Here is a 20,588-nt window from a genome sequence, read left to right on the forward strand (position 1 = left end):
GGTGCGCTCACTCCTCGCCGTCGGCGTGACCGGGCAGCTGGTCGCCGTCCCGCAGTTGGCGGTAGGTCTCCAGGCAGCGGCGGAGCGCGGTGGTGAGGGCGGCGCCGGACTGGCCCGCGTACCGCGTCTGCACCCGCTGGACGATCTCGGCGATGTCCTCGGTCACCGAAGCGCCTTCGACGAGGGCGCGGAAGAACTCCTTGGCCAGGTCGGTGAGGAGTGTGGTGTCCGCGGCGACGACGCGGTCGTCCGCGGTGTCCACGGCGAGCACGACGCCGAGCCGCTGGTACTGGGAGTGGCTCGCCACCGTGTCGGGAAGACGGGCGTAGCCGGAGACCAGGACGACCCTGGGGTTGCGGAACAGCTGTTGGACTCGGTCATCGCCGTGCACGGCAACACACCTCTCGCTCGCGGGCATGCGAAAACTCCGATGCTCTGGAGTCTCGCGCCTGGAGGGCGGCCGGGGAAGCCGGACACCCGCGGCGTGAGGGCAGGCCGCTCCAGTATGTCCCAGGTTCCGCGGCGGGTGTCAAGCAGGGGTGTGTCCGGGCGCACACCGGGCCGCGGGTGTACGGCGGGTCGGGGCTGTGCTACTTTTCTGGCCAGGTCACGAGTGCCAGCGTCAAGCCCCGGCTTGCTGGCCGGCAACCCTCCTTCCGCGGTGGGGTGCCCCGGGTGAGGACCAGGTCCCGACACGACCGTGTCTGACAAGCGCGGACCCCGCAGCTGCTGCCGTGAGGCACCACGTGGGTCCCCCGACCCACGAATGAGGTGCATCTTGACCACGGTCCATCAGATCCACTCCCCGCGCTCGCCCGAACCCGCCGAGTGCTCGATCGTCACCGCCGACGCCGGCGTCCCCCTCGTCACCGGCGAACGCGTCGACTACGCCAACTTCGACTACGCCGCCAGCGCCCCGTGCCTGACCTCGGTCGCCCAGGCCCTGTCGGACGCCCTGCCGCACTACGCCAGCGTGCACCGCGGCGCGGGCCACCACTCCCAGGTGAGCACCGACGCCTACGAGCGCGCTCGCCGCAGCGTCGCCCGGTTCCTGGGCGCGCGCACCGAGCCCGCCGACGCCGTGGTCTTCGTGCGCGGCACCACCGACGCCCTCAACCTCCTGGCGCGCGCCGTGCCCGAGGGCTGCACCGTGGTCGTCTTCGAGTCCGAGCACCACGCGAGCCTGCTGCCCTGGGAGCACCCCGCCTCCCGCGCGGGCGGGGTCGTGCGCCTGCCCCTGCCCGAGTCTCCCGAGGCCGCCGTCGCCGCCGCTCGGCGGGCCCTGAGCGAGCCCCCGACGGTCCGACCCTGCTGTGCGTCACCGCCGCCTCCAACGTCACCGGCGAGATCTGGCCGGTCGAGGACCTGGTCCGCGCGGCGCACGCCGAGGGAGCGCGCGTGGTGGTCGACGCCGCCCAGTACGTGCCGCACCTGCCGTTCAGCCTCGCGGCCAGCGGGGCGGACTACGTCGCACTGTCCGGACACAAGCTCTACGCGCCGTTCGGCTCCGGTGTGCTGGCCGGGCGTTCCGACTGGCTGAGCGCGGCCACTCCCTACCTGTCCGGCGGCGGGGCCACCCGCCTGGTCACCGAACACGACGTCCAGTGGAACGACCTGCCCGCGCGACACGAGGCGGGCAGCCCCAACGTCCTGGGCGCCGTCGCCCTGGCCGCGGCCTGCGACACCCTCACCCCCGCCACCCAGGAACTGCTGCACATCCGCGAGTCCGCGCTGCTGGAGCGGCTGCGCGCGGGACTGGCCGGGATCGACGGGGTCCGCGAGCTGAACCTGTGGGGGAGCGACCACGCCCGCGTGGGCATCGTGTCCTTCACCGTGGACGGGCTCCCGGCCGAGCCGTTGGCCGCCGCGCTGTCCGCGGAGTACGGGATCGGCGTGCGCGACGGGCTGTTCTGCGCCCACCCCCTGACCCGTCACCTGCTGCCCGAGGGGCACGCGCAGGCGGTGCGGGCGAGCCTGGGCCTGGGCACCTCGACCGAGCACGTCGACCGGCTCGTCGCGGCGGTCGCCGCCCTCGTCGAGCACGGTCCCCGGTGGGAGTACGCCGACTGCGACGGACGGCTGGCGCCGGTCCCGGATCCGCGCGACGTGCTTTGAGCCGGCCCGGTGCGCGGGCCCGCGCCGCGAACCCCCCGGGGATACCGACCACACGGAGATCGGGGGGACGAATCACCCGACCCTGTGCGACGGATCACGTTCCCGGGGGTAGCATCGGGCCCTGACGGCAGGGCGCGCCACGCACGGTCCCGATCGGATCCACGCGCCGTGCCTCCCGGGAGCGGACCGGCTGGGGAGCGTGATCGTGACGGACGTGCGAGGATCGAAGGCAGGCCCGCTCACGGCCGCGTCACAGCGGCCCGATCCCGTGCCGGTCCCCGGACGCCGTTCGCGCGTGGTCGGCCTCGGCCACCGCGCGGACGCCCGGCTCCCCGACCCCCGCCACGCCGAACAGCTGCGCCTGCACGAGCGCTTCCTGGGCCGCGTCGTCGACTACCTGTGCGCCGACGCCGACGTGGACCAGTTCGTCGACTGGGGGTGCGCGGTGCCCGGAACCGGCGCACGCGTCCGGGAACGCAGACCCGACGCCGCCGTCGTGTACGTCGCGCCGCACGGCACGGCGGGCGCGCTCCCCGCCTGCGACACCGCGGTCCTGCCCGGCGACGGAGCCGACCCCGCCACGCTCCTGCACCGGCTGCGCGCCTCCGGCCTGGTCGACCTCGACCGGCCACTCGCCGTCCTGCTGACCCGGCCCCCCGCCTCCGACACGCCCCCCACCTGGATCGGCGACCTGCACTCCCTCATGCGCGGCGGCGGCTTCCTCTGCCTCACCTCCACGGCCCCCCACGCCGCCGTCCGGGAGGCCCTCGCCCCGTTCCGGCCCGTGGAACCGGGTGTCGCGGACATCACCTGGTGGCCCTACCCGGACGAGGACGTGTCCGCCCGGGGCAGCGGGATCCGGGGCGGGCTGGGCCGGGCCGCGGCAGGCTCGGGGAGGCCGGGACCGTGGCGGTGAACTGGACCGGGGAGACGCTGGCGCAGCTCCGGTTCTACTGGGAGTACTCGCTGTGGCCGAGGCTGGACGGCCTCACCGACGCGGAGTACCTGTGGGAGCCCGTCCCCGGATGCTGGACGGTCCGCCGGAGGCCGGACGGACGGTACGCGCCGGACGGAGCGGCGTGCGAACCCGACCCGCCGCCGGTGACCACCCTCGCCTGGCGGCTCGGCCACATCGTCGTGGACGTGTTGGAGACGCGGGTCAACTGGCACTTCGGCGACCGGACGGCCACCCGGGAGTCGATCGACTGGCCCAGCGGGGCCGAGGACGCCCGCGCCCGGCTGCACGCGGGCTACCACGCCTGGTGCACGCACGTCCAGGGGCTCGACGACGAGGCGATGTCCGCTCCCGTCGGAGCGGCCGAGGCGCCCCAGTGGGCGGAGTTCCCGATGGTGGCGCTGGTCCTGCACCTGAACCGGGAGATCTTCCACCACGGGGCGGAGATCGCCCTGCTCCGCGACCTGTACCGGGCCGGGTACGCGCGAGGTTGACGTATCGGGGCCACGCTCGGCGCCGTCGCCGACGGGGGATCAGACCACGTGCGGCGGGTCCACCCTGACCTGGGCCAGGTGTTCGTCCCGGCGCGCGCTGCGGGCGGAGGCGGCGGCCTTCAGCGCCCGCGCCAGCGCCCCGACCCCGCCCCGGGGCACCCGGAGCAGGGCGCGTTCGGTGCGGGCGTCGCCGTCCCTGGCCCCCTCCCGGGCCGAGGCCACCGGGACCGGTCCGAGCAGTTCGGTTCCCTCGGGCAGTTCCAACTGGTCGAGCAGCTCGCGCACGTGCTCGGGCGCGCCGGTGATCGAGGCCATCGTCACCGCCGGGGGGAACCCGAGTTCGCGCCGGTCGGCCAACTCGCGTTCGGCGAACCCGGCCGGGTCCCAGCGCACCAGGGACTGGACGACGGACAGGCCGGCGTCGGCCGACACCACCACCGTGCCGCCCGGCCGGACCAGGGCCGAGGCGTTCAACCAGCGGCGCAGCGCCTCCTCCTGCGCCCGCAGGTCCATCCGGTCGAGCAGCGCCCAGCCGTCCAGCAGCACGGCCGCCGCGTACCCGTTCTCGGCCGCGGGTTCGCGCCCGGTGTGGCCACCACGATCGACGGCCGGTCCGCGACCGCGGAGAGCACCTCGTCCCGGCCGGACGTGTGCACGGTCAGCGAGGGGAAGGCCCGGCCCAGCTCCTCGGCCGTGCGCCGGGCGCCCACCACGACCGCGCGCATCCGCGTCTGGCCGCACTCCGGGCACGCCCACTGCCCGGCCACCCGGCCGCACCAGCCGCACGAGGGCAGGGCGTGCGAGCCGTGCACCGCCAGAGGACCCCGGCACGCGTCGCACCGCGCGGGCTCGCGGCACCCGGAGCAGGCCAGCGCGGTGAGGTAGCCCCGTCGCGGCACCTGGAAGAGCACCGGTCCGGTCCGGGCCGCGCCCCGGGCCGCGCGCAGGGACAGGCTCGGCAGGCGCGCCGTCCGCGCCGCCTCGTCGCGGGCCAGTTCGCGGTCGTCCCCGGCGGCACGCACCACCGGAGCCCGCCGTCGCAGGGTGGCCCGGTCCGCCGCCAGTGGCAGCGCCCACCCCGACTCGACCAGGAGCTGGGCGTCGGTGGTGCGGGTGTGCCCGCCGAACAGCGCTCCGGCGTCGGCGCGGTGCGCGCGCATCGCCAGGACCGTCCGCGCGTGCGGGTAGGGCGCGTGCGGATCCACGTGGAGGTCGTCGCCGTCGTCCCACAGCACCACCAGACCGAGGTCGCGCACGGGCGCGAAGACCGCCGTGCGCGAGCCCACCACCACCTGGACCCGCCCGTGCAGCAGCGACAGCCAGCGCCGGTACCGCGGGGTGGGCCCGAGATCGGAGGGCAGTGCGACGTGCCGCCCTCCACCCAGGCGCCGGGTCAGGGCCGCGTCCACCGCCTCGACGTCGCGGCTGCGCGGGACCACCACCACCGTGCCGCGCCCCGCCGCCAGGGTGGCCTCCGCGGCGACCGCGATCGCATCGGTCCAGTCGCCGCCCGGCAGGGCGCTCCACACGGCGCGCGCCGCTCCCGCCTCGCGCAGCGCCGAGAGGAAGGCGGGTCCGTCCGGGTAGTGCGCCCACGGGCCGGGGTCCGCCTCCCGTTCGGCGGACGTCACGTCGGCGGCGTGCGCGCCGGACCCCGCCGGAGCCTCCCCCGCCTGGTCCGTCACAGCGGACCCCGCGTCGTCCGCGGGCAGGGCGTCCGGCTCGCTCTCCACGCGTGCGCGGCGCGGAGGGACGGCCAGACGGACCACCTCGTTCAGCGTGCCCGCGTACCGGTCGGCGACCGCCCGGGCCAGCCCCAGGATCTCCGGGGTGAGCACCGGCACCGGGGAGACCACGGACCGTAGGTAGGACAACGGGCCGGGGAACTCCGACCGCTCCACCCGCTCCGCGATGAACCCGCTGAGCAGGCGATGTTTGAACACCACCGTCACGCGGCACCCGGGGACGGCGGACTCGTCCATGTCGGCGGGGACGCGGTAGTCGAAGTAGCGGTCCAGGTGGGGGAGAGGGGTGTCGACGATGACGCGCGCGACCGGGAGCCGCTCGGCGGGTCGCCTCGGGGCCGGGCGGCGTGCCTGCTCGGCCCTGGCCCTCGCCGCGGCCTTGGGGTCCTCCAGCTCCGCCAGATCGAAGAGTCCGTCGTCGGGCGGTCTAGGCTGCGCTGTCATCACCCACTGGTCTACCAGAAGCCGCGGACACCGCCCGTGGTCCGCGCGTCGGGCGGCCCGGACGACTGGTAGAACTGGGACGCGTACGGACCGTGCGCGTGGGCGTCACGCGATCCGGTCGTCCGGGGGCACGCGGCGGCCCGGAGCAGTGGAGGGGACCCGATCATGAAGCTCGTCTTTGCTGGAACGCCGGAGGTGGCGGTGCCGTCCCTACGGGCGCTGATCGACTCCGACCACGAGGTCGCCGCGGTCGTCACCCGCCCCGACGCGCGCTCCGGGCGCGGGCGGAAGATGTCCGCGAGCCCGGTCGCCGAAGTGGCCGAGGGCGAGGGGATCGAGGTGCTCAAGCCGGAGAAGGCGGGCGACCCCGCCTTCCTGGAGCGGCTCGCCGAGATCGCCCCGGACTGTTGCCCGGTGGTGGCCTACGGCGCCCTGCTGCCGCAACGAGCCCTGGACGTGCCCGAGCACGGCTGGGTGAACCTGCACTTCTCCTTGTTGCCCGCATGGCGCGGCGCGGCCCCGGTCCAGCACGCCGTCCTGCACGGCGACGACGTCACGGGCGCCTCGACCTTCCGGATCGTCAAGGAACTCGACGCCGGTCCGGTCTTCGGCACCCTGACCGAGACCGTGCGCCCCTCCGACACCAGCGGCGATCTCCTCGACCGCCTGTCCGTCTCCGGCGCCGAACTGCTCGTGCGTACCGTCGACGGCATCGCCGCCGGCCAGCTCAGCCCGGTGCCGCAGGAGACGGACGGAGTCTCCTACGCGTCCAAGCTCACCCCCGAGGACGCCGAGCTCGACTTCACCGCCCCCGCCCAGCACGTGGATCGCCTCGCGCGCGCGTGCACGCCCGCCCCCGGAGCGTGGACCACGTTCCGCGGGGCCCGGCTCAAGGTCGGTCCGGTGACCCCCCTGCCCGACGCAGACACCCCCGTCCTCGACCCGGGGCAGGTACACGCGGACAAGCGCCGCGTGGTCGTGGGGACCAGCACCCATCCGGTCCTGCTGGGCCAGGTGAGGCCCCAGGGCAAGCGCGCGATGGCGGCGGTGGACTGGGCCCGCGGCGTGCGCCCCGCCGAGGACGACCGCCTGGGCCGCTGAGCTGCCGTAGTCTCGACCTGACGTGAACGGGCCCTCCGGCCCGTTCCGGCCAGACCCCGTCCCCGGTTCGTTGAGGCAGAACACCGTTGAGCGAGCAGTCCCGATCCCCGTACCGCCGACCCCGACGCGGCGGGAGACCCGCGCAGGGCGGAGGCCGGGGCGCCTCCGGACCTTCCCAGCCCCGTGACCCGGCCCGCCGCGTCGCCTACGACGTCCTGCTCGCCGTCGAGCACGCGACGCCTACGCCAACCTGCTGTTGCCCGCCCAGCTCACCGAGCGGGGCATCAGCGGCCGCGACGCGGCCCTGGCCACGGAGCTGACCTACGGGACCCTCCGCCACCAGGGCACCTACGACGCCGTCCTGGAGACGTGCGTCGACCGCACGCTGGCCTCCGTCGACCGCGAGGCGCTGCCCCTGCTGCGCCTGGGCGCCCACCAGCTGCTGTCGACGAACATCCCCTCCCACGCGGCCGTGAGCGCCACCGTCGACCTGGCCCGCAAGGTGGTGGGGCACCACCGCGCGCGGTTCGTCAACGCCGTCCTGCGCAAGGTCTGCGCACGCGACCTGGGGGCGTGGACCGAGGTCGTCGCCCCCGACCGCGGCACCGATCCCAGCGGGTACCTGTCCGTGGTGCACAGCCACCCGCGCTGGGTGGTCAAGGAGCTGGCCCGCGCGCTCGGGGAGCGGTCCGCCACCGGGCTGGTCGAGACCGAGCGCCTGCTCGTCGCGCACAACGAGCGCCCCCGCGTCACGCTCGTGGCCAAGCCCGGCCGGTCCACGGTCGCCGACCTGGTCGCCGCGGGCGCGCAGGAGGCGCGCTACTCGCCGTTCGCCGCCTACCTGCCCGAGGGCGACCCCGCGGCCGTCCGCGAGGTGCGCCAGCACCGGGCCGCCGTGCAGGACGAGGCCAGCCAGCTGGTCGCGCTGGCCCTGACCCGGGTGGACGCCCGCGGGGACGACGCCCTGTGGCTGGACATGTGCGCGGGCCCCGGCGGCAAGGCCGGACTGCTGGCGTCCCTGGCCGGACAGCGCGGGGCGCGCCTGCTGGCGTCGGAGGTTCAGCCCGCCCGCGCCGGGCTGGTGGCCACGGCGGTCCGCCGCGCCCCGCGCGACGCCGGTCGGGTCGTGGTCGCCGACGGCACCGCCCCGGCGTGGCGGCCGGGGGTCTTCGACCGGGTCCTGGTGGACGTGCCGTGCACGGGGCTGGGGGCGCTGCGCCGCCGCCCGGAGTCGCGGTGGCGCCGCACACCGGAGTCGGTGACCGCCCTGGCCCCTCTCCAGTACGACCTGCTGGTCAGCGCGGTCGAGTCCGTGCGCCCCGGGGGAGTGGTCGCCTACGTGACCTGCTCGCCGCACCTGGACGAGACCGACACAATCGTGCGCCGGGTCCTCGACGGGCGCGACGACCTCACCCTGCTGCGCGCCGCCGACCACCTCGACACGATCCCCGACCTGGCGGCGGGACCCGACGGGAGGTACGTCCAGTTCTGGCCGCACGTCCACGGGACCGACGCCATGTTCCTGGCACTCCTGCGCAGGTCCGACACCTGACCGCTCCGGGCACGGCCGGGTTCCCGGCCTCGGCGCGGTCCCGGCCTCGCGGTCGCAGACGAGACCGGCCCGGCCGGTGCCGAACCGCGCCGCACCCGTGCGGTGCCGTGTCCGCCCAGGCGGGCGCGGCTCCCCGCGCGGCGCCCGAGGACGGCTGGCTACACTGCGGGTGTGGCAATCCAGATCTCACCCAGCATCCTCAGCGCCGACTTCGCCCACCTCGCGGACGAGGCGGCCGCCGTGTCCCCGTCCGCCGACTGGCTCCACGTCGACGTCATGGACAACCACTTCGTCCCCAACCTGACGCTCGGCCTGCCGATCGTGGAGTCCCTGCTCAAGGCGGCCTCCACGCCGCTGGACTGCCACCTGATGATCGAGGACCCCGACCGCTGGGCCCCCGCCTACGCAGAGGCGGGCGCGGGCAGCGTCACCATCCACGCCAAGGCCGCGGGCGCGCCCGTGCGCACCCTGCGCGAGATCCGCCGCCTGGGCGCCCGCGCCGGGCTAGCCCTCAACCCCGCCGAGCCGGTCGAGCCCTACGAGGACCTCATCGGCGAGATGGACATGCTCCTGCTCATGACGGTCGAGCCCGGTTTCGGCGGCCAGCGGTTCCTCGACATGGTCCTGCCCAAGATCCGCAAGGCACGGGAACTCCTCGACACCCGCCAGTCCTCGGTCTGGCTCCAGGTCGACGGCGGTGTGAGCGCCGAGACCATCGAGCGCGCCGCCGAGGCCGGGGCCGACGTGTTCGTCGCCGGGTCGGCCGTCTACGGCGCCCAGGACCCCGCCGCGGCCGTCGACACGCTGCGCTCCCTGGCCGCCAAGGCCAGCCCGCTCGCATAACGATCCCGGCGCGGCGCCGGGTGGCTCTGGCCACCCGGGCGGCGCCCGTCCTATGCTTCCCGACCGAAGTCACCGATTCCGCTTGGCCGCGGCTCCGTCTTCCCCCGCGCCCCCGCGGACCGGGTGGAGCGGCGCGGCGTGAGCGCGTTGCCAGGCGCGGACCCCTGGAGTGCGCGTTGACCGCTTGGACCCCCGAGCACCTGGCTATGGACGCCCTGTGGGAGGCGGAGACGGCCCCCGTCCTGTGGGTGCAGGGATGGGGTGACCGGCTGTCCCTCCCCTTCGAACTCGTCACCGAACTCGGCTCGCAGACGTTCATCGTCCTCCTGCTCGCCCTGGTCTTCTGGTGCGTCCACGCGGGCACGGGCGCCCGCCTCTTCGTGGCCGTGGTCGGCTCCGGCGTGGTCAACTACCTCCTCAAGGCCGTGCTCTTCGGCGCGCGCCCCTACTGGTTCAGCCCGCACGTGAGCGCGCGCGCCGTCGAGTCCAGCTTCGGCGTCCCCTCCGGGCACGCCCAGTCCTCCACCGTGCTGTGGGGCTACCTGGCCGTGCGCTCCGGCCGCCGTGGCTGGATCGCGGCGGCGGCCGTCCTGGTGGCCCTGGTCTGCCTGTCCCGCGTGTACCTGGGCGTGCACTTCATCAGCGACGTCCTCGCCGGTCTCCTCGTCGGGCTGGCGATCCTGTGGGCGGTCCTGCGCTGGGAGGGACGCGTCCTGGCCTGGTGGCGCGGCCTGCCCACCGCCGCGTGGGTCGGCTGCGCGCTGGCGGTCTGCGTCCTGCCCTGCCTGGCGGCGGCCCTGTGGCAGGGGCTCGCGCGCCCCGACTGGGTCGCCCCCGCCGACTGGACGGGCGCGGTTCCCGTCGACCCGGCCGCGGCCTCGCTGACCGGTCTGGCCACGGTCTGCGGCGCGTTGCTCGGCGGGATCGTCGGGTTCACGGTGCTCCACGCGCGCGGGTGGTACGACGCCGGGGGCGCCCTCACCGCGCGCGCGGCCCGCTTCGTCCTGGGCGTCTCGGTCATCGTCCTCATCCGTGTCCTCGACCACCTCCTCCTCGGTGGCCTGACCGGTTCGGCCGAGGCCGTCGCGGAGTTCGCCGTTTACGCCCTCATCGCCCTGTGGGCCTCCCTCGGCGCGCCCGAGACCTTCCTCCGCAGCGGTCTGGCCCGCCGTCCCGACCCGCTGCCGACCTCCCCCAACGGCGGCTCCGACACCGGAGCGACCCGTGAGTAGCCTCACACCGCCTAGGATTCCGGCCCGGCGACCAGGTAGGATCCGGGCAGTTAGACGACAGTCGAACGCGTGCTCCGGGGTCGGTGAAAGTCCGAACCGGCGGTGACAGTCCGCGACCCGGCCGAAGCCATCGGTCGGTTGAGCCGGTGGAATTCCGGTACCGACGGTGAGAGTCCGGATGGGAGGCAGTACGCGTTGGGACGGGTCCGACCGCCGTGTCACACGAGCGCCGTCGGCCCCGACCGCCGTGGACCCGATCCACACCCCCGTGCCCCGGAGCGCCATGAGGCGAAGGGAAGGCAAGGGCGTGTTCACCGGAATCGTGGAGGAACTCGGCGAGGTCGTGTCCATCGAGCCCGCCGGCACCACGGGCGAGTCCCTCCTACTGACCGTACGCGGACCCCTGGTCAGCTCCGACGCGGGCCACGGCGACTCCATCGCGGTCAACGGCGTGTGCCTGACCGTCGTCGGCCGGGGTGAGGGCACCTTCACCGCCGACGTCATGAAGGAGTCCCTGGACCGTTCCTCCCTGGGCGCGCTCGTCCCCGGCTCCCCGGTAAACCTCGAACGGGCAGCCCGCGCGGACGGCCGGCTCGGCGGGCACATCGTCCAGGGCCACGTCGACGGCACCGCGCGCCTGATCTCCCGAACCCCCGGCGACAACTGGGATGTCCTGCGTTTCGGTCTTCCCTTCGAACTGTCCCCGTACGTGGTCGGGAAGGGATCGATCACCGTGGACGGCACCAGCCTGACCGTCTCCGCCGTCAGCGCCCCCGGCGCCGCCGACGAGCACTTCGAGGTCAGCCTCATCCCCGAGACGCTGCGCGCCACCACCCTGGGCGCGCTCGCCGTCGGCGCCACCGTCAACGTCGAGGTGGACGTCGTCGCCAAGTACGTCGAGCGCATCGCCGCGGTCGCGGCCGCCCGCGACCGCGGCTGACTCCCGACGGGCGGCCGCCCGAGGGCGGCATCCAGGCCGCCGCCCACGCACACCACACCACCCAGTCTTCTCCAGGGAGCGGCAATGACCGTCACCGACACCACACCAGGAGCCACGGACACCTCGGCCGTGGTCCTCGACTCCATCGACGACGCGGTCGCCGACTTCGCCGCGGGCCGCGCCATCGTGGTCGTGGACGACGAGGACCGTGAGAACGAGGGCGACATCATCTTCGCCGCCGAACTCGCCACCCCCGAACTCCTGGCGTTCATGATCCGCCACACCTCGGGCGTGGTGTGCGTGCCCATGGAGGGCGACGATCTGGACCGTCTCGACCTCCCCCTGATGACCGCCCGCAACGAGGAGAGCCTGCGCACCGCGTACACGGTGACCGTCGACGCCCGCGAGGGCGTCACCACCGGCATCTCCGCGGCCGACCGGGCCCGAACCATCCGCCTGCTGGCCTCCGCAGACAGCCGCCCCGTCGACTTCGTCCGCCCCGGCCACATCCTCCCGTTGCGCGCCCGCCCGGGCGGCGTGCTGGCCCGCCGGGGGCATACCGAGGCCTCCGTGGACTTCGCGCGCATGGCCGGGCTCCGCCCCGCGGGGGTCCTGGCCGAGGTGGTCAACGACGACGGCACGATGGCGCGGCTGCCCCGGCTGCGCGCGTTCGCCGACGAGCACGGTCTGAGGCTGGTCTCGGTCGAGCAGCTGGCCGAGTACCGCGTCGCGCTCGGCCACGCCCTGACCCCCGACCAGTCCACCCCGCCGCTGGTCACCCGCATGGTGGAGACCCGGATGCCCAACCGGCACGGCGAGTGGCGGGCCCTCGGGTTCAGGGGCACGGCCGACGGCGCCGAGCACGTCGCGCTCGTGTACGGCGACCTGACCGACGGCACGGACGTCCTGACCCGCCTGCACTCGGAGTGCCTGACCGGCGACGCCTTCGGCTCCCACCGGTGCGACTGCGGCGCCCAGTTGGACGCGGCAATGGCCGACATCGCCGAGGAGGGCCGCGGCGTCGTCGTCTACCTGGGCGGCCACGAGGGGCGCGGGATCGGGCTGCTGCACAAGCTGCGCGCCTACAGCCTCCAGGACGAGGGCGTGGACACCGTCGACGCGAACCTGCGCCTGGGCCTGCCCGCCGACGCGCGGGAGTTCGGTGCGGGCGCCCAGATCCTCACCGACCTGGGGGTCTCCTCGGTGCGCCTGCTCTCCAACAACCCCGCCAAGGCCGAGGGCCTGGCGGCGCACGGCGTGCACGTGGTGCGGCGGGTGGCCATGCCCTCGTTCGTGACCAGGGACAACATCACCTACCTGCGCACCAAGCGCGACCGCATGGGGCACGAGCTGAACGACGTGGCCCAGTAGGGTCCGATCCCCCGCCCCGCCAGCCGCCGTCCCCGCGCGTCGGCGCCGGCCGCCCGACCGCATCCGAACACAAGGAGTACGCATGAGTGGTGAAGGTCGCCCCGACGCCCAGGGGCTCGACGCCTCGGGGATGTCGGTGGGCATCGTCGTCACCCGATGGAACGCGCAGATCGTCGAGCCGATGCTGGCCCGGGCCCTGGACGTGGTCAAGGCCACGGGCGCGGCCGAGCCGGTCGTCGTGCGGGTGGCGGGCGCGGTCGAGATCCCCGTGCTCGCCCAGGAGCTGGCCCGCAAGCACGACGCCGTCATCGCCCTGGGCGCGGTCATCCGCGGAGGTACCCCGCACTTCGACTACGTGTGCCAGTCGGTGACCCACGGACTCACCGAGGTCGCGCTGCGCGAATCCACCCCCGTGGGTAACGGCGTGCTCACCTGTGACACCCTGGAGCAGGCACGTGACCGCGCTGCCTGCCCGGAAGCGCCGAGGACAAGGGAGCGGAGGCGGCCTGGGCCGCCCTGGACGCGGCGGCGGCGCTGCGCGGACTACGGCGCTGAACCTGGAGCAGTCGGTGAGAACGAGGGAACGACCGGTGGACGAGACGGCGGGCGGGCCCGCGCTTTCGAGGACCTGGCGGCCGCGCGCGGTGCGGATCGTCGCCTACGGGATGGGGCTGCTGGTCATGGCCACCATGATCGTGCTCACGGTCATCCTCCCCGACGACTGGCGACCGCAGGACCGGGTGCTGCTGGTCATGCTGGGCGCGGTGATCGCCGCGGCCCTGCACCTGCTCGCCCGGCCCAGGCTCGTCGCCGCGGAGGACAACGTGACCGTGGTCAACGGCATCCGCACCCACGTGCTGGCCTGGCCGGAGATCGTCGACATCCGCATGCCCGTCGGCGAGCCCTGGCCCTCGGTGGACCTGTCCGACGGCACCACGCTCGCGGTGATGGGCATCCAGAGCGCCGACGGGGAGCGTGCGCGCCGCGACCTGGAGGAGTTCCGGGCGATGCTGCACGAGCGCGGCGAGGCGCCCGAGCCCGGCGACTCGTAGACATCTACCAGGGGAGTGCCCGTTTCTTGGCGGAACGGGGACTCCCTGCGGTTTGCCCGGGGCACATACGTTGGTAACGAAGGTCATACGGGGGAACGCGGAAGGGATACCGAGTGCGCGACATCCGAGCGGCCGTGGCCGAGCTCCAGGCCTCTGGACAGACGTTCGCACTGGCCACGGTGATCGACACCGACAAGAGCGCGCCGCGCGACCCCGGGGCCGCCATGGCCGTGGGCGACTCGGGCGAGGTCGTGGGTTCGGTCTCCGGCGGTTGTGTGGAGGGAGCGGTCTACGAGGAGGCTTTGGAGGCCATCCGCACGGGTCGGCCGGTCCGCCGCACCTACGGGGTGAGCGACGAGGAGGCCTTCAGCGTCGGGCTGACCTGCGGTGGAACGCTGCACGTGTTCGTCGAGGCAGTCAACCGCACCACCTTCCCCGAACTGGAATCGGTGCTCGCGGCCGTCGACGAGCACCGGCCGGTGGCCGTCGCCACCGTCGTGGCCGACCCCTCCGGCTCCGGCCGTGTGGGACGGCGTCGCATCGTGTGGCCCACCCGCGCCGAGGGCGACCTGGGCCCGACCAGCGGTCGTCTCACCGACGCCCTCGACGACGACGTGCGCGGCATGCTCGCTCAGGGCAGCACGGGCCTCCTGCGCTATGGAGTGGACGGGCAGCGGCGCGGCGACGCGCTGGAGGTCTTCGTCCAGTCCTTCGCCCCGGCCCCGCGCATGCTGGTCTTCGGGGCGATCGACTTCGCCGCGGCCGTCGCCGACCTGGGCTCCTACCTCGGCTACCGGGTCACGGTGTGCGACGCGCGGCCGGTGTTCGCGACCTCCAAGCGCTTCCCGACCGCGGACGAGGTGGTGGTGAAGTGGCCGCACGTGTTCGTGGACGAGATCGCCGACCAGATCGACGAGCGCACGGTCGTGTGCGTGCTCACCCACGACCCCAAGTTCGACGTCCCCGTCATCAAGGCGGCGCTGGCCACCCGTGCGGGCTACATCGGCGCGATGGGTTCACGGCGCACCCACCAGGACCGGTTGGAGCGCCTGCGCGAGGCCGGTGTGCGCGAGGAGGACCTGGAGCGCCTGCACTCGCCGATCGGACTGGACCTCGGGGCCAGGACACCGGAGGAGACCGCGGTGTCCATCGCGGCTGAGCTCGTCCAGGCACGGTGGGGCGGGAGCGGTCGCGCCCTGCGGGAGACGAGCGGCCGCATCCACCGCGACACGCGCCCCCTCGTTCCGGCCGGATCCGGTCAGCTCCACAGGTGAACCGAACCCCGGTCTCCCGTGAACTGCCTGGTCACTGAGGGGTCGTCGGCGCGTGCCCGAAAGCCCCACGCCGAGCCCGCCACAGGTACGACGCGGATCGTCCCGCCGCGTGGCATCATCTCGTCATGGTGACTGGGGACAGGGCGGGCACGGGGAGCGAACGGGCGGGCACGGTGGCGGGGCTGCTGTTGGCGGCGGGATCCGGGAGCAGACTCGGCCGTCCCAAGGCCCTGGTGGAGGTGGGCGGACAGCGTCTGGTCGACCGGGGTGTGCGCACCCTGGCCGAGGGGGGCTGCGCGCCCGTGCTGGTGGTGCTGGGCGCCGCCGACACCTCCGTGCACGGAGCACTCACGGTGCTCAACTCGGACTGGGCCAGCGGCATGGGCTCCTCGGTGCGGGTCGGCATCGACGCCCTGCCCGACACGGTGGACGCCGTCCTGGTCGCCCTGGCCGACCAGCCGCTGGTCACCGCCGGGGCGGTGCGGCGCCTGCTGCTCGTACACGCTCAGGGAGCCCGGGCCGCCGTCGCCACCTACGGCGGGAACCCGCGCAACCCGGTGCTGCTGGGCCGCGAGCACTGGTCGACCGTGCACGCCATGGCCGAGCGCGACGTGGGAGCGCGCCCCTTCCTGCGGACCTACTCGCACCTGGTGACCACCGTGGCCTGCGACGACATCGCCAGCCCCGAGGACATCGACACCGCCGAGGACCTCGCGCGCGTCCGGGACCGGATCGACGGCCCGTGACGCGCACGTGAGCCCTCCCGGCACGGTGACCCCTGGGGTCTGGGGGTCCGGCACAGGGCGATCGAAGGGGTGCCGCGCCGGAGGTGGCGTTTGAGGGTGGTGGAGGGTGACGATGCGGGGGTGCCGCGCCGCACGCCGAGGAATCCCTGCCTTCGGGGTGCCCGAATCCGGTCCGAAGCGGAGCGCGGGACCCAGGAAACTCTGCCTAGCCCAGCAGCCCGTCCAGCGGGATGAACACCCCCGAGCCCAGCGCCACCAGCCCCGTCGACAGCAGGACGAGGGCCATGAACAGTGAGCCCGCCACGGCCAGCCGGAAGGCTGCCAGGCGGCGTCGGGCGCGGGAGGAGTTGCGCTGGCTGGCCGCTGAACGTCCCAGAAGTACCAGGATCACCGACAGCACCACCGGCAGCCACCACGCGGTCTCCACGGGCTCGGGCAGGAGCCCGGTCACCATGCCCGCCGCGCGGGACAGCCCGGCCAGCACGCCGTCGCGCGCCGACTCCACCAGGCCTGAGTACGCGGAGGTGACGAACGCGCTCTCCGGGTAGAAGCCCTCGTCCGGACGCAGGACCCGCCCCAGCCCGTCGAGCAGTCCGAGCAGCGCGGCGGGATAGGCGAACCGGCGGCACCGGCCCGCCCGCATCGCCCGCTGGATCTGGTTCATCGTCCGTTCGACGCGGCGCTTGGCCCGCTCCTGGGCACGGCGCGACCCGGACGTCTCCTCCTCACCCTGCGGGTTGGGCGACCCGTAGCCGTAGGGTCTCCACATCGGCGGCTGGTCCGGCCGGGTCGGGGCGGTGGCCGCCTGGGCGCGTCGTCGGCGGGCTCCGTCCCAACGCTCCCTGACCCCGTCCCAGCGCTCGCGCGCCGCGCCGGACAGGGACGCCCACCGGTCCTGCCGCCGGGCCCGGCCGTCGGCGCGCTCCCGTTCGGAGACCAGTCCACCGATCCGGACCGCCTCCGGGAGGAGGAGCGCGGCGGTGACCAGGGCGGCGCGGGTGGCGACCGCCTCGCCGCTCCTGCCGTCGCGCAGGGCCAGCCGCCGCTGTTCGACCCACCAGGGGGCGTGCGGGGCGGGGCTGCGTTCGGTCGGGTGCCACGACTGGCGGCGCAGCACGGACCGGTGGGTCGAGGCGGAGCCGGGGTCCAGAACCAGCTCGACCGCCCGGGCCCAGGCCGAGTCCACCTCGTGCGGTTCGGGTCGCCGGGGCGCGTCCGTGCCGGACCCGACCAGTCGCTCGACGGTTTCGACCGTCCTGCGCATGATCAACGGAACCTCGTGCTGGACCCGTTCCAGCAGGGCGCACCGACCGGACCCGCCCGAACGGCAGGACGGATGCGGGCACCAGTGCTGCGCCGCCAGCCCCACCGCGCCCGTCGCGACCGCCTCGCGCACCGCCGCGTGGCGGCTCGAATCGCCCGTGGCCAGTGCCAGGAGTCCGTCCGCGCCGATCTCGTGCCCGCGGAACCGGGGCGGCATGCCCGGCACGTATCGGGCCGCCAGCGCGCTGATCGCCACGTGCGCCAGCTGGGGGCTGGCGTCGAGGCCGGTCAGGTAGGACCGGTCGAAGGTGTAGTCGTTGACCTCTCGGTCCAGCCAGCTGCGCAGCTCCGACCAGTGCGTGCGCAACCACATCGCGCCGGTGTCGGAGCGGTCCAGCAGGTCGAAGGCCAGGCTGGGCGGGTCCTCGTGGCTGGCTCCGGCGAAGACGATCGGGCGGGTTCGGTGCGCGGTCCGGATCCTGGGCCGCTCACCGGCCAGCCACTGGACGACCTCGTCGTGGCCCCACCGGGCGGAGGGGGAGGGCGCGAGCAGGCCGCGCGCGAGCAGGCGCCAGCGTTCGTCGGTGACCGCCGAGACGTCGACCTCGGTGTTGCGGGCGGTGAGCCAGTTGCCGCCGCGCTCGGGGCGGCGCCCGGTGACCAGTTCGTGGACCATGACGCCCAGGGACCACCATGCCGCGGGGGCCTCGCGGCGGCCTCGATCACCTCGGGGGCGGCGTAGTCCTCGGTGACCGCCAGCCCTCCGTACACGCGGCTCATCGTCGCGCGGACCGCGCCGCCGAAGTCGGTGAGGGCGACCACGGGCGGGTCGGCCGAACGCAGCAGCAGGTTCTCGGGCTTGACGTCGGTGTGGTTGTGCTGGAGGTCGCTCTGCCAGTGGTGCAGGCACTCGGCGACGGCGCGGACCACCGCGCGGGCGCGCGCGTCGTCCAGCGGGGCCTCGTCCATGACCGTGCGCAGCGATCCCAGGGAGAAGTACTCCTGTGCCTCCCAGGCCAGGCTCTCGCCCCAGGAACTGGCCGCGCTGCCGTAGCCCTGGACGGCGGGGGTGTGCGGTGAGGCGGTGCCCCGGGCGCGCAGCCGGTCGAGGAGTTCGCGGTTGATGTCGTGCCCGGGCCGGTACACCTTGAGCGCGAGCCGGCGGCCGGGGGAGTCGGCGGGCTCGGCGAGGTAGACGACGGCCTCTCCGCCCGAGCCCAGGTGGCCGAGGATCCGGTAGCGGCGGCGCAGCTCGGTGGGGACGGCGTAGTCCAGGTCGCCCGCGGGGCCGACCACCACGCGGGAGACCACCCGGGTCAGCCAGTCCAGGACGGGACCCAGGAGCGTCCGCCACCAGCCGCCGCCCCGGCCCTCGGGTGCTTCGCCGACGACGGTTCCGCCCAGCCGGGCGGTCCGGGATTGCGGAGCGTCCACGCGGGCGCCGCCGGGCAGGACGCCGGTCCTGTCCGGGTCGGGGGCGACCACGCGGGTCGGCGCGCTGTCCCCGGTCCGGGCGGAGCCTGGCCGCAGCACGCGCGTGACCCACCGCGTGGCGCCCGCGGCGGGTCCGGTCCGCGTGGTCGGCACGGTGGGTTCGATCCTTCGGGTCGGCGCGTTCTCGTCACCGGGTTCGGGCGTGACCATCGAGGTCGGGGCCACCCTTCGGTAGCTGGTCGGGTGAGGTGTCCGGGGGCGGTTGACCCTTCCACACTAGGCGCTGGGACGTGCCGCGCGCGGCGGGGGCGTCCGGGCCGCCGTCCACCTCCGTACCCCCTTGGACTCCCGGCGGCCCGTGGGAGTTCCGGGGCGTCGGAGACGACCCGGCCCGGCGCCTCAGTGCCCGCGCGGTGCGACGCCGAGGCGCTCGCAGGCCTCCCGGTGCATGCGTACGACCTCGGCGCGGATCTGGGCGCGCTCGGTGAGCGGGTGCGACCAGGGGATGCGGACGGCGCGCTCGACGCCCTCCGCCGTGACCGCGTAGTCGCCGCCGTCGCCGTCCAGGCCGGTCATCCGGGCCGCCGTGGCCTCGGGGTGGCCGCCCAGGCCGCGGCAGATGACGAGGGTGTCCTGTGGGTGGTCGCCGTTCATGTGCGCGGTGACGGCGGCGACGACTTCGTCGGAGAAGGGATTGGAGGGCACGTGGACTCCTGTGGTCTGGTCGCGGACACGAGTGGGGGAGGGCGCCGCGCGCCCTCCCCCACCGACGATATCCGAGGCCCCGTCTTTTCGTGACACTGTGTCGTCACGTTGGTGTGGGCGGTCGTCCGCCCACGTGGCCGGGCCGGCGTCCCTAGGGCTGGCGGGTGAACTCGGCGTCGATCTCGATCGCGATCCTGTCTCCGACGACCACGCCGCCGCCGTCCATCGGCAGTTCGATGTCCACTCCGAACTGCTTGCGGCTGATCGCGGTGGTGGCGGAGAACCCGGCGCGCTCCAGGCCGTAGGGGTCGAGCGTGGAGCCGTTGAACTCCAGGGCGAGCTCGACCGGGTGCGTGACGCCCTTGATCGACAGCTCGCCGGTGAGGGCGAACTCCCCGCCCGAGGCCTCCAGACCCGTGGAGCGGAACGACAGCTCCGGGTGCGTCTGGACGTGGAAGAAGTCGGCGGACCGGACGTGGGCGTCGCGGTCGGCGTGGTCGGTGTTGATCGAGGCGACGTCGATGGTCGCCACCACTGAGGACCGGGTCGGGTCCTCCGGGACGGTGAGCGTGGCGTCGAACTTCTCGAAGCGCCCGCGCACCTTGCTCACCATCATGTGGCGCACCGAGAACCCGACCACCGAGTGGGCGGGGTCGATGTTCCAGATTCCTGCCTTGAGCTCCTGAGCTGCATGGTCTGTCTCCCTCGCTGTGGGGCCCAGGCCGGGCCCCTTTTGTTTGCCTGTAACAAGGTAGCTCAGAAGTATCTTCCTGGGAAGGGGAATGGTCCGGTCGGCCTTCCCCGAGGCGCCCCGATAGGATGGAGCAATGGAGAACGCCACCTGGCTCGACGCCGACGAGCAGCGCGTCTGGCGCGGCTTCCTCAGGGCCAACGCGGCGCTCTACCACGACCTGGAGAAGGACCTGCGCTCCCGGTGCGGGATCTCCCTCGTCGAGTACGGCATCCTCGTCCACCTCTCCGAAGCCGAGGACCGGCGGCTGCGCATGCGGGTGCTCGCCGACAGCGTCATCGTGTCCAAGAGCCGCCTGTCCCACCAGGTCGCCCGCCTCGAACGCGACGGATTCGTGCGCCGTGAGCACTGCGACGACGACCGGCGCGGACTCTGGGCCATCCTCACCGACGAGGGGGCCGCGCTCCTGGAGCGGGCCGCACCCGGCCACGCCGCGTGCGTGCGCACCCTCCTCTTCGACCGGCTGGACCGCTCCCAGGTCGCCCAGCTCGGTGAGATCGTCACCGCACTGGAGGGTGAGACCCGCGTGACTCCGGGAGAGGGCTCCGACTGAGCCCCACCAACGCGTGTC

Annotated in this window: 16 protein-coding genes, 4 pseudogenes and 2 riboswitches; of the genes and pseudogenes, 14 read left to right on the forward strand and 6 right to left on the reverse strand. The window is 74.2% G+C overall.

Annotation, left to right across the window (positions count from 1 at the left end):
• Positions 1-7: 7 nt before the first annotated feature.
• Positions 8-391 carry a DUF3870 domain-containing protein gene (locus BJF83_RS06195; RefSeq protein ID WP_075925546.1) on the reverse strand — a complete coding sequence of 128 codons (384 nt, stop codon included), beginning with the start codon at positions 389-391 and terminating at the stop codon, positions 8-10.
• Positions 392-605: 214 nt separating this feature from the next.
• A riboswitch (SAM riboswitch) is annotated at positions 606-720 on the forward strand.
• A gap of 46 nt (positions 721-766) precedes the next feature.
• On the opposite strand from BJF83_RS06195, the pseudogene BJF83_RS06200 reads away from it, so the two are divergent.
• From BJF83_RS06200 to BJF83_RS06210, 3 genes and pseudogenes are all read left to right on the forward strand, one after another.
• Positions 767-2,115, forward strand: a pseudogene (locus BJF83_RS06200) (aminotransferase class V-fold PLP-dependent enzyme).
• Between the two features lie 295 nt (positions 2,116-2,410).
• Positions 2,411-3,031, forward strand: coding sequence for an SAM-dependent methyltransferase (locus BJF83_RS06205; RefSeq protein WP_394329302.1), 621 nt, complete (start codon positions 2,411-2,413; stop codon positions 3,029-3,031).
• Positions 3,022-3,564: a DinB family protein gene (locus BJF83_RS06210; RefSeq protein WP_075925548.1), complete on the forward strand. Its 543-nt coding sequence runs from the start codon at positions 3,022-3,024 to the stop codon at positions 3,562-3,564. Before BJF83_RS06205 ends, BJF83_RS06210 begins: the two co-directional genes overlap by 10 nt.
• Before the next feature lie 39 nt (positions 3,565-3,603).
• Here the strand turns inward: BJF83_RS06210 and BJF83_RS30895 are convergent, their stop codons facing one another.
• Together BJF83_RS30895 and BJF83_RS06215 are read right to left on the reverse strand one after the other, a co-directional pair.
• Positions 3,604-4,110, reverse strand: coding sequence for a hypothetical protein (locus BJF83_RS30895; RefSeq protein WP_394329303.1), 507 nt, complete (start codon positions 4,108-4,110; stop codon positions 3,604-3,606).
• Positions 4,035-5,753, reverse strand: a complete 1,719-nt coding sequence (locus tag BJF83_RS06215) for a primosome assembly protein PriA (protein ID WP_394329304.1) — start codon at positions 5,751-5,753, stop codon at positions 4,035-4,037. The genes BJF83_RS30895 and BJF83_RS06215 overlap by 76 nt, the downstream gene beginning before the upstream one ends.
• 165 nt (positions 5,754-5,918) lie before the next feature.
• On the opposite strand from BJF83_RS06215, the gene fmt reads away from it, so the two are divergent.
• From fmt to BJF83_RS06265, 10 genes and pseudogenes are all read left to right on the forward strand, one after another.
• On the forward strand, positions 5,919-6,854 hold the full coding sequence (gene fmt, locus BJF83_RS06220) for a methionyl-tRNA formyltransferase (protein ID WP_075925549.1): 936 nt from the start codon (positions 5,919-5,921) through the stop codon (positions 6,852-6,854).
• Between the two features lie 86 nt (positions 6,855-6,940).
• Positions 6,941-8,406 (forward strand): annotated as a pseudogene (locus tag BJF83_RS06225) (RsmB/NOP family class I SAM-dependent RNA methyltransferase).
• Positions 8,407-8,577: 171 nt separating this feature from the next.
• Positions 8,578-9,249 carry a ribulose-phosphate 3-epimerase gene (gene rpe, locus BJF83_RS06230; protein WP_075925550.1) on the forward strand — a complete coding sequence of 224 codons (672 nt, stop codon included), beginning with the start codon at positions 8,578-8,580 and terminating at the stop codon, positions 9,247-9,249.
• Between the two features lie 176 nt (positions 9,250-9,425).
• Positions 9,426-10,481 carry a phosphatase PAP2 family protein gene (locus tag BJF83_RS06235; protein ID WP_083678436.1) on the forward strand — a complete coding sequence of 352 codons (1,056 nt, stop codon included), beginning with the start codon at positions 9,426-9,428 and terminating at the stop codon, positions 10,479-10,481.
• A 65-nt stretch (positions 10,482-10,546) separates the two neighbouring features.
• A riboswitch (FMN riboswitch) is annotated at positions 10,547-10,677 on the forward strand.
• 111 nt (positions 10,678-10,788) lie between these two features.
• Complete coding sequence (locus BJF83_RS06240; protein ID WP_075925552.1) at positions 10,789-11,421, forward strand: riboflavin synthase; 633 nt, start codon at positions 10,789-10,791, stop codon at positions 11,419-11,421.
• Positions 11,422-11,505: 84 nt separating this feature from the next.
• A complete protein-coding gene (locus tag BJF83_RS06245) occupies positions 11,506-12,792 on the forward strand; it encodes a bifunctional 3,4-dihydroxy-2-butanone-4-phosphate synthase/GTP cyclohydrolase II (RefSeq protein ID WP_075925553.1) in 1,287 nt (428 codons plus the stop codon).
• Between the two features lie 82 nt (positions 12,793-12,874).
• Positions 12,875-13,347, forward strand: a pseudogene (gene ribH / locus BJF83_RS06250) (6,7-dimethyl-8-ribityllumazine synthase).
• A 35-nt stretch (positions 13,348-13,382) separates the two neighbouring features.
• Complete coding sequence (locus tag BJF83_RS06255) at positions 13,383-13,844, forward strand: PH domain-containing protein (protein WP_075925554.1); 462 nt, start codon at positions 13,383-13,385, stop codon at positions 13,842-13,844.
• A 113-nt stretch (positions 13,845-13,957) separates the two neighbouring features.
• A complete protein-coding gene (locus BJF83_RS06260; RefSeq protein ID WP_075925555.1) occupies positions 13,958-15,118 on the forward strand; it encodes an XdhC family protein in 1,161 nt (386 codons plus the stop codon).
• 173 nt (positions 15,119-15,291) lie between these two features.
• Positions 15,292-15,864 (forward strand): NTP transferase domain-containing protein, encoded by a 573-nt coding sequence (locus BJF83_RS06265; RefSeq protein ID WP_075925651.1) that lies wholly within the window; start codon positions 15,292-15,294, stop codon positions 15,862-15,864.
• Between the two features lie 205 nt (positions 15,865-16,069).
• Here BJF83_RS06265 and BJF83_RS06270 read toward each other — a convergent pair.
• From BJF83_RS06270 to BJF83_RS06280, 3 genes and pseudogenes are all read right to left on the reverse strand, one after another.
• Positions 16,070-18,771 (reverse strand): annotated as a pseudogene (locus tag BJF83_RS06270) (protein kinase).
• Positions 18,772-18,960: 189 nt separating this feature from the next.
• On the reverse strand, positions 18,961-19,266 hold the full coding sequence (locus BJF83_RS06275; RefSeq protein ID WP_075925556.1) for a DUF2470 domain-containing protein: 306 nt from the start codon (positions 19,264-19,266) through the stop codon (positions 18,961-18,963).
• A gap of 151 nt (positions 19,267-19,417) precedes the next feature.
• Positions 19,418-19,987, reverse strand: coding sequence for a YceI family protein (locus BJF83_RS06280; protein ID WP_075925652.1), 570 nt, complete (start codon positions 19,985-19,987; stop codon positions 19,418-19,420).
• A gap of 106 nt (positions 19,988-20,093) precedes the next feature.
• On the opposite strand from BJF83_RS06280, the gene BJF83_RS06285 reads away from it, so the two are divergent.
• Entirely contained in the window at positions 20,094-20,570 is a 477-nt protein-coding gene (locus BJF83_RS06285; RefSeq protein WP_075925557.1) for a MarR family winged helix-turn-helix transcriptional regulator, read from the forward strand.
• The last annotated feature ends 18 nt before the right edge of the window (positions 20,571-20,588 follow it).

Source organism: Nocardiopsis sp. CNR-923, from assembly GCF_001942255.1.
GTDB lineage: Bacteria > Actinomycetota > Actinomycetes > Streptosporangiales > Streptosporangiaceae > Nocardiopsis.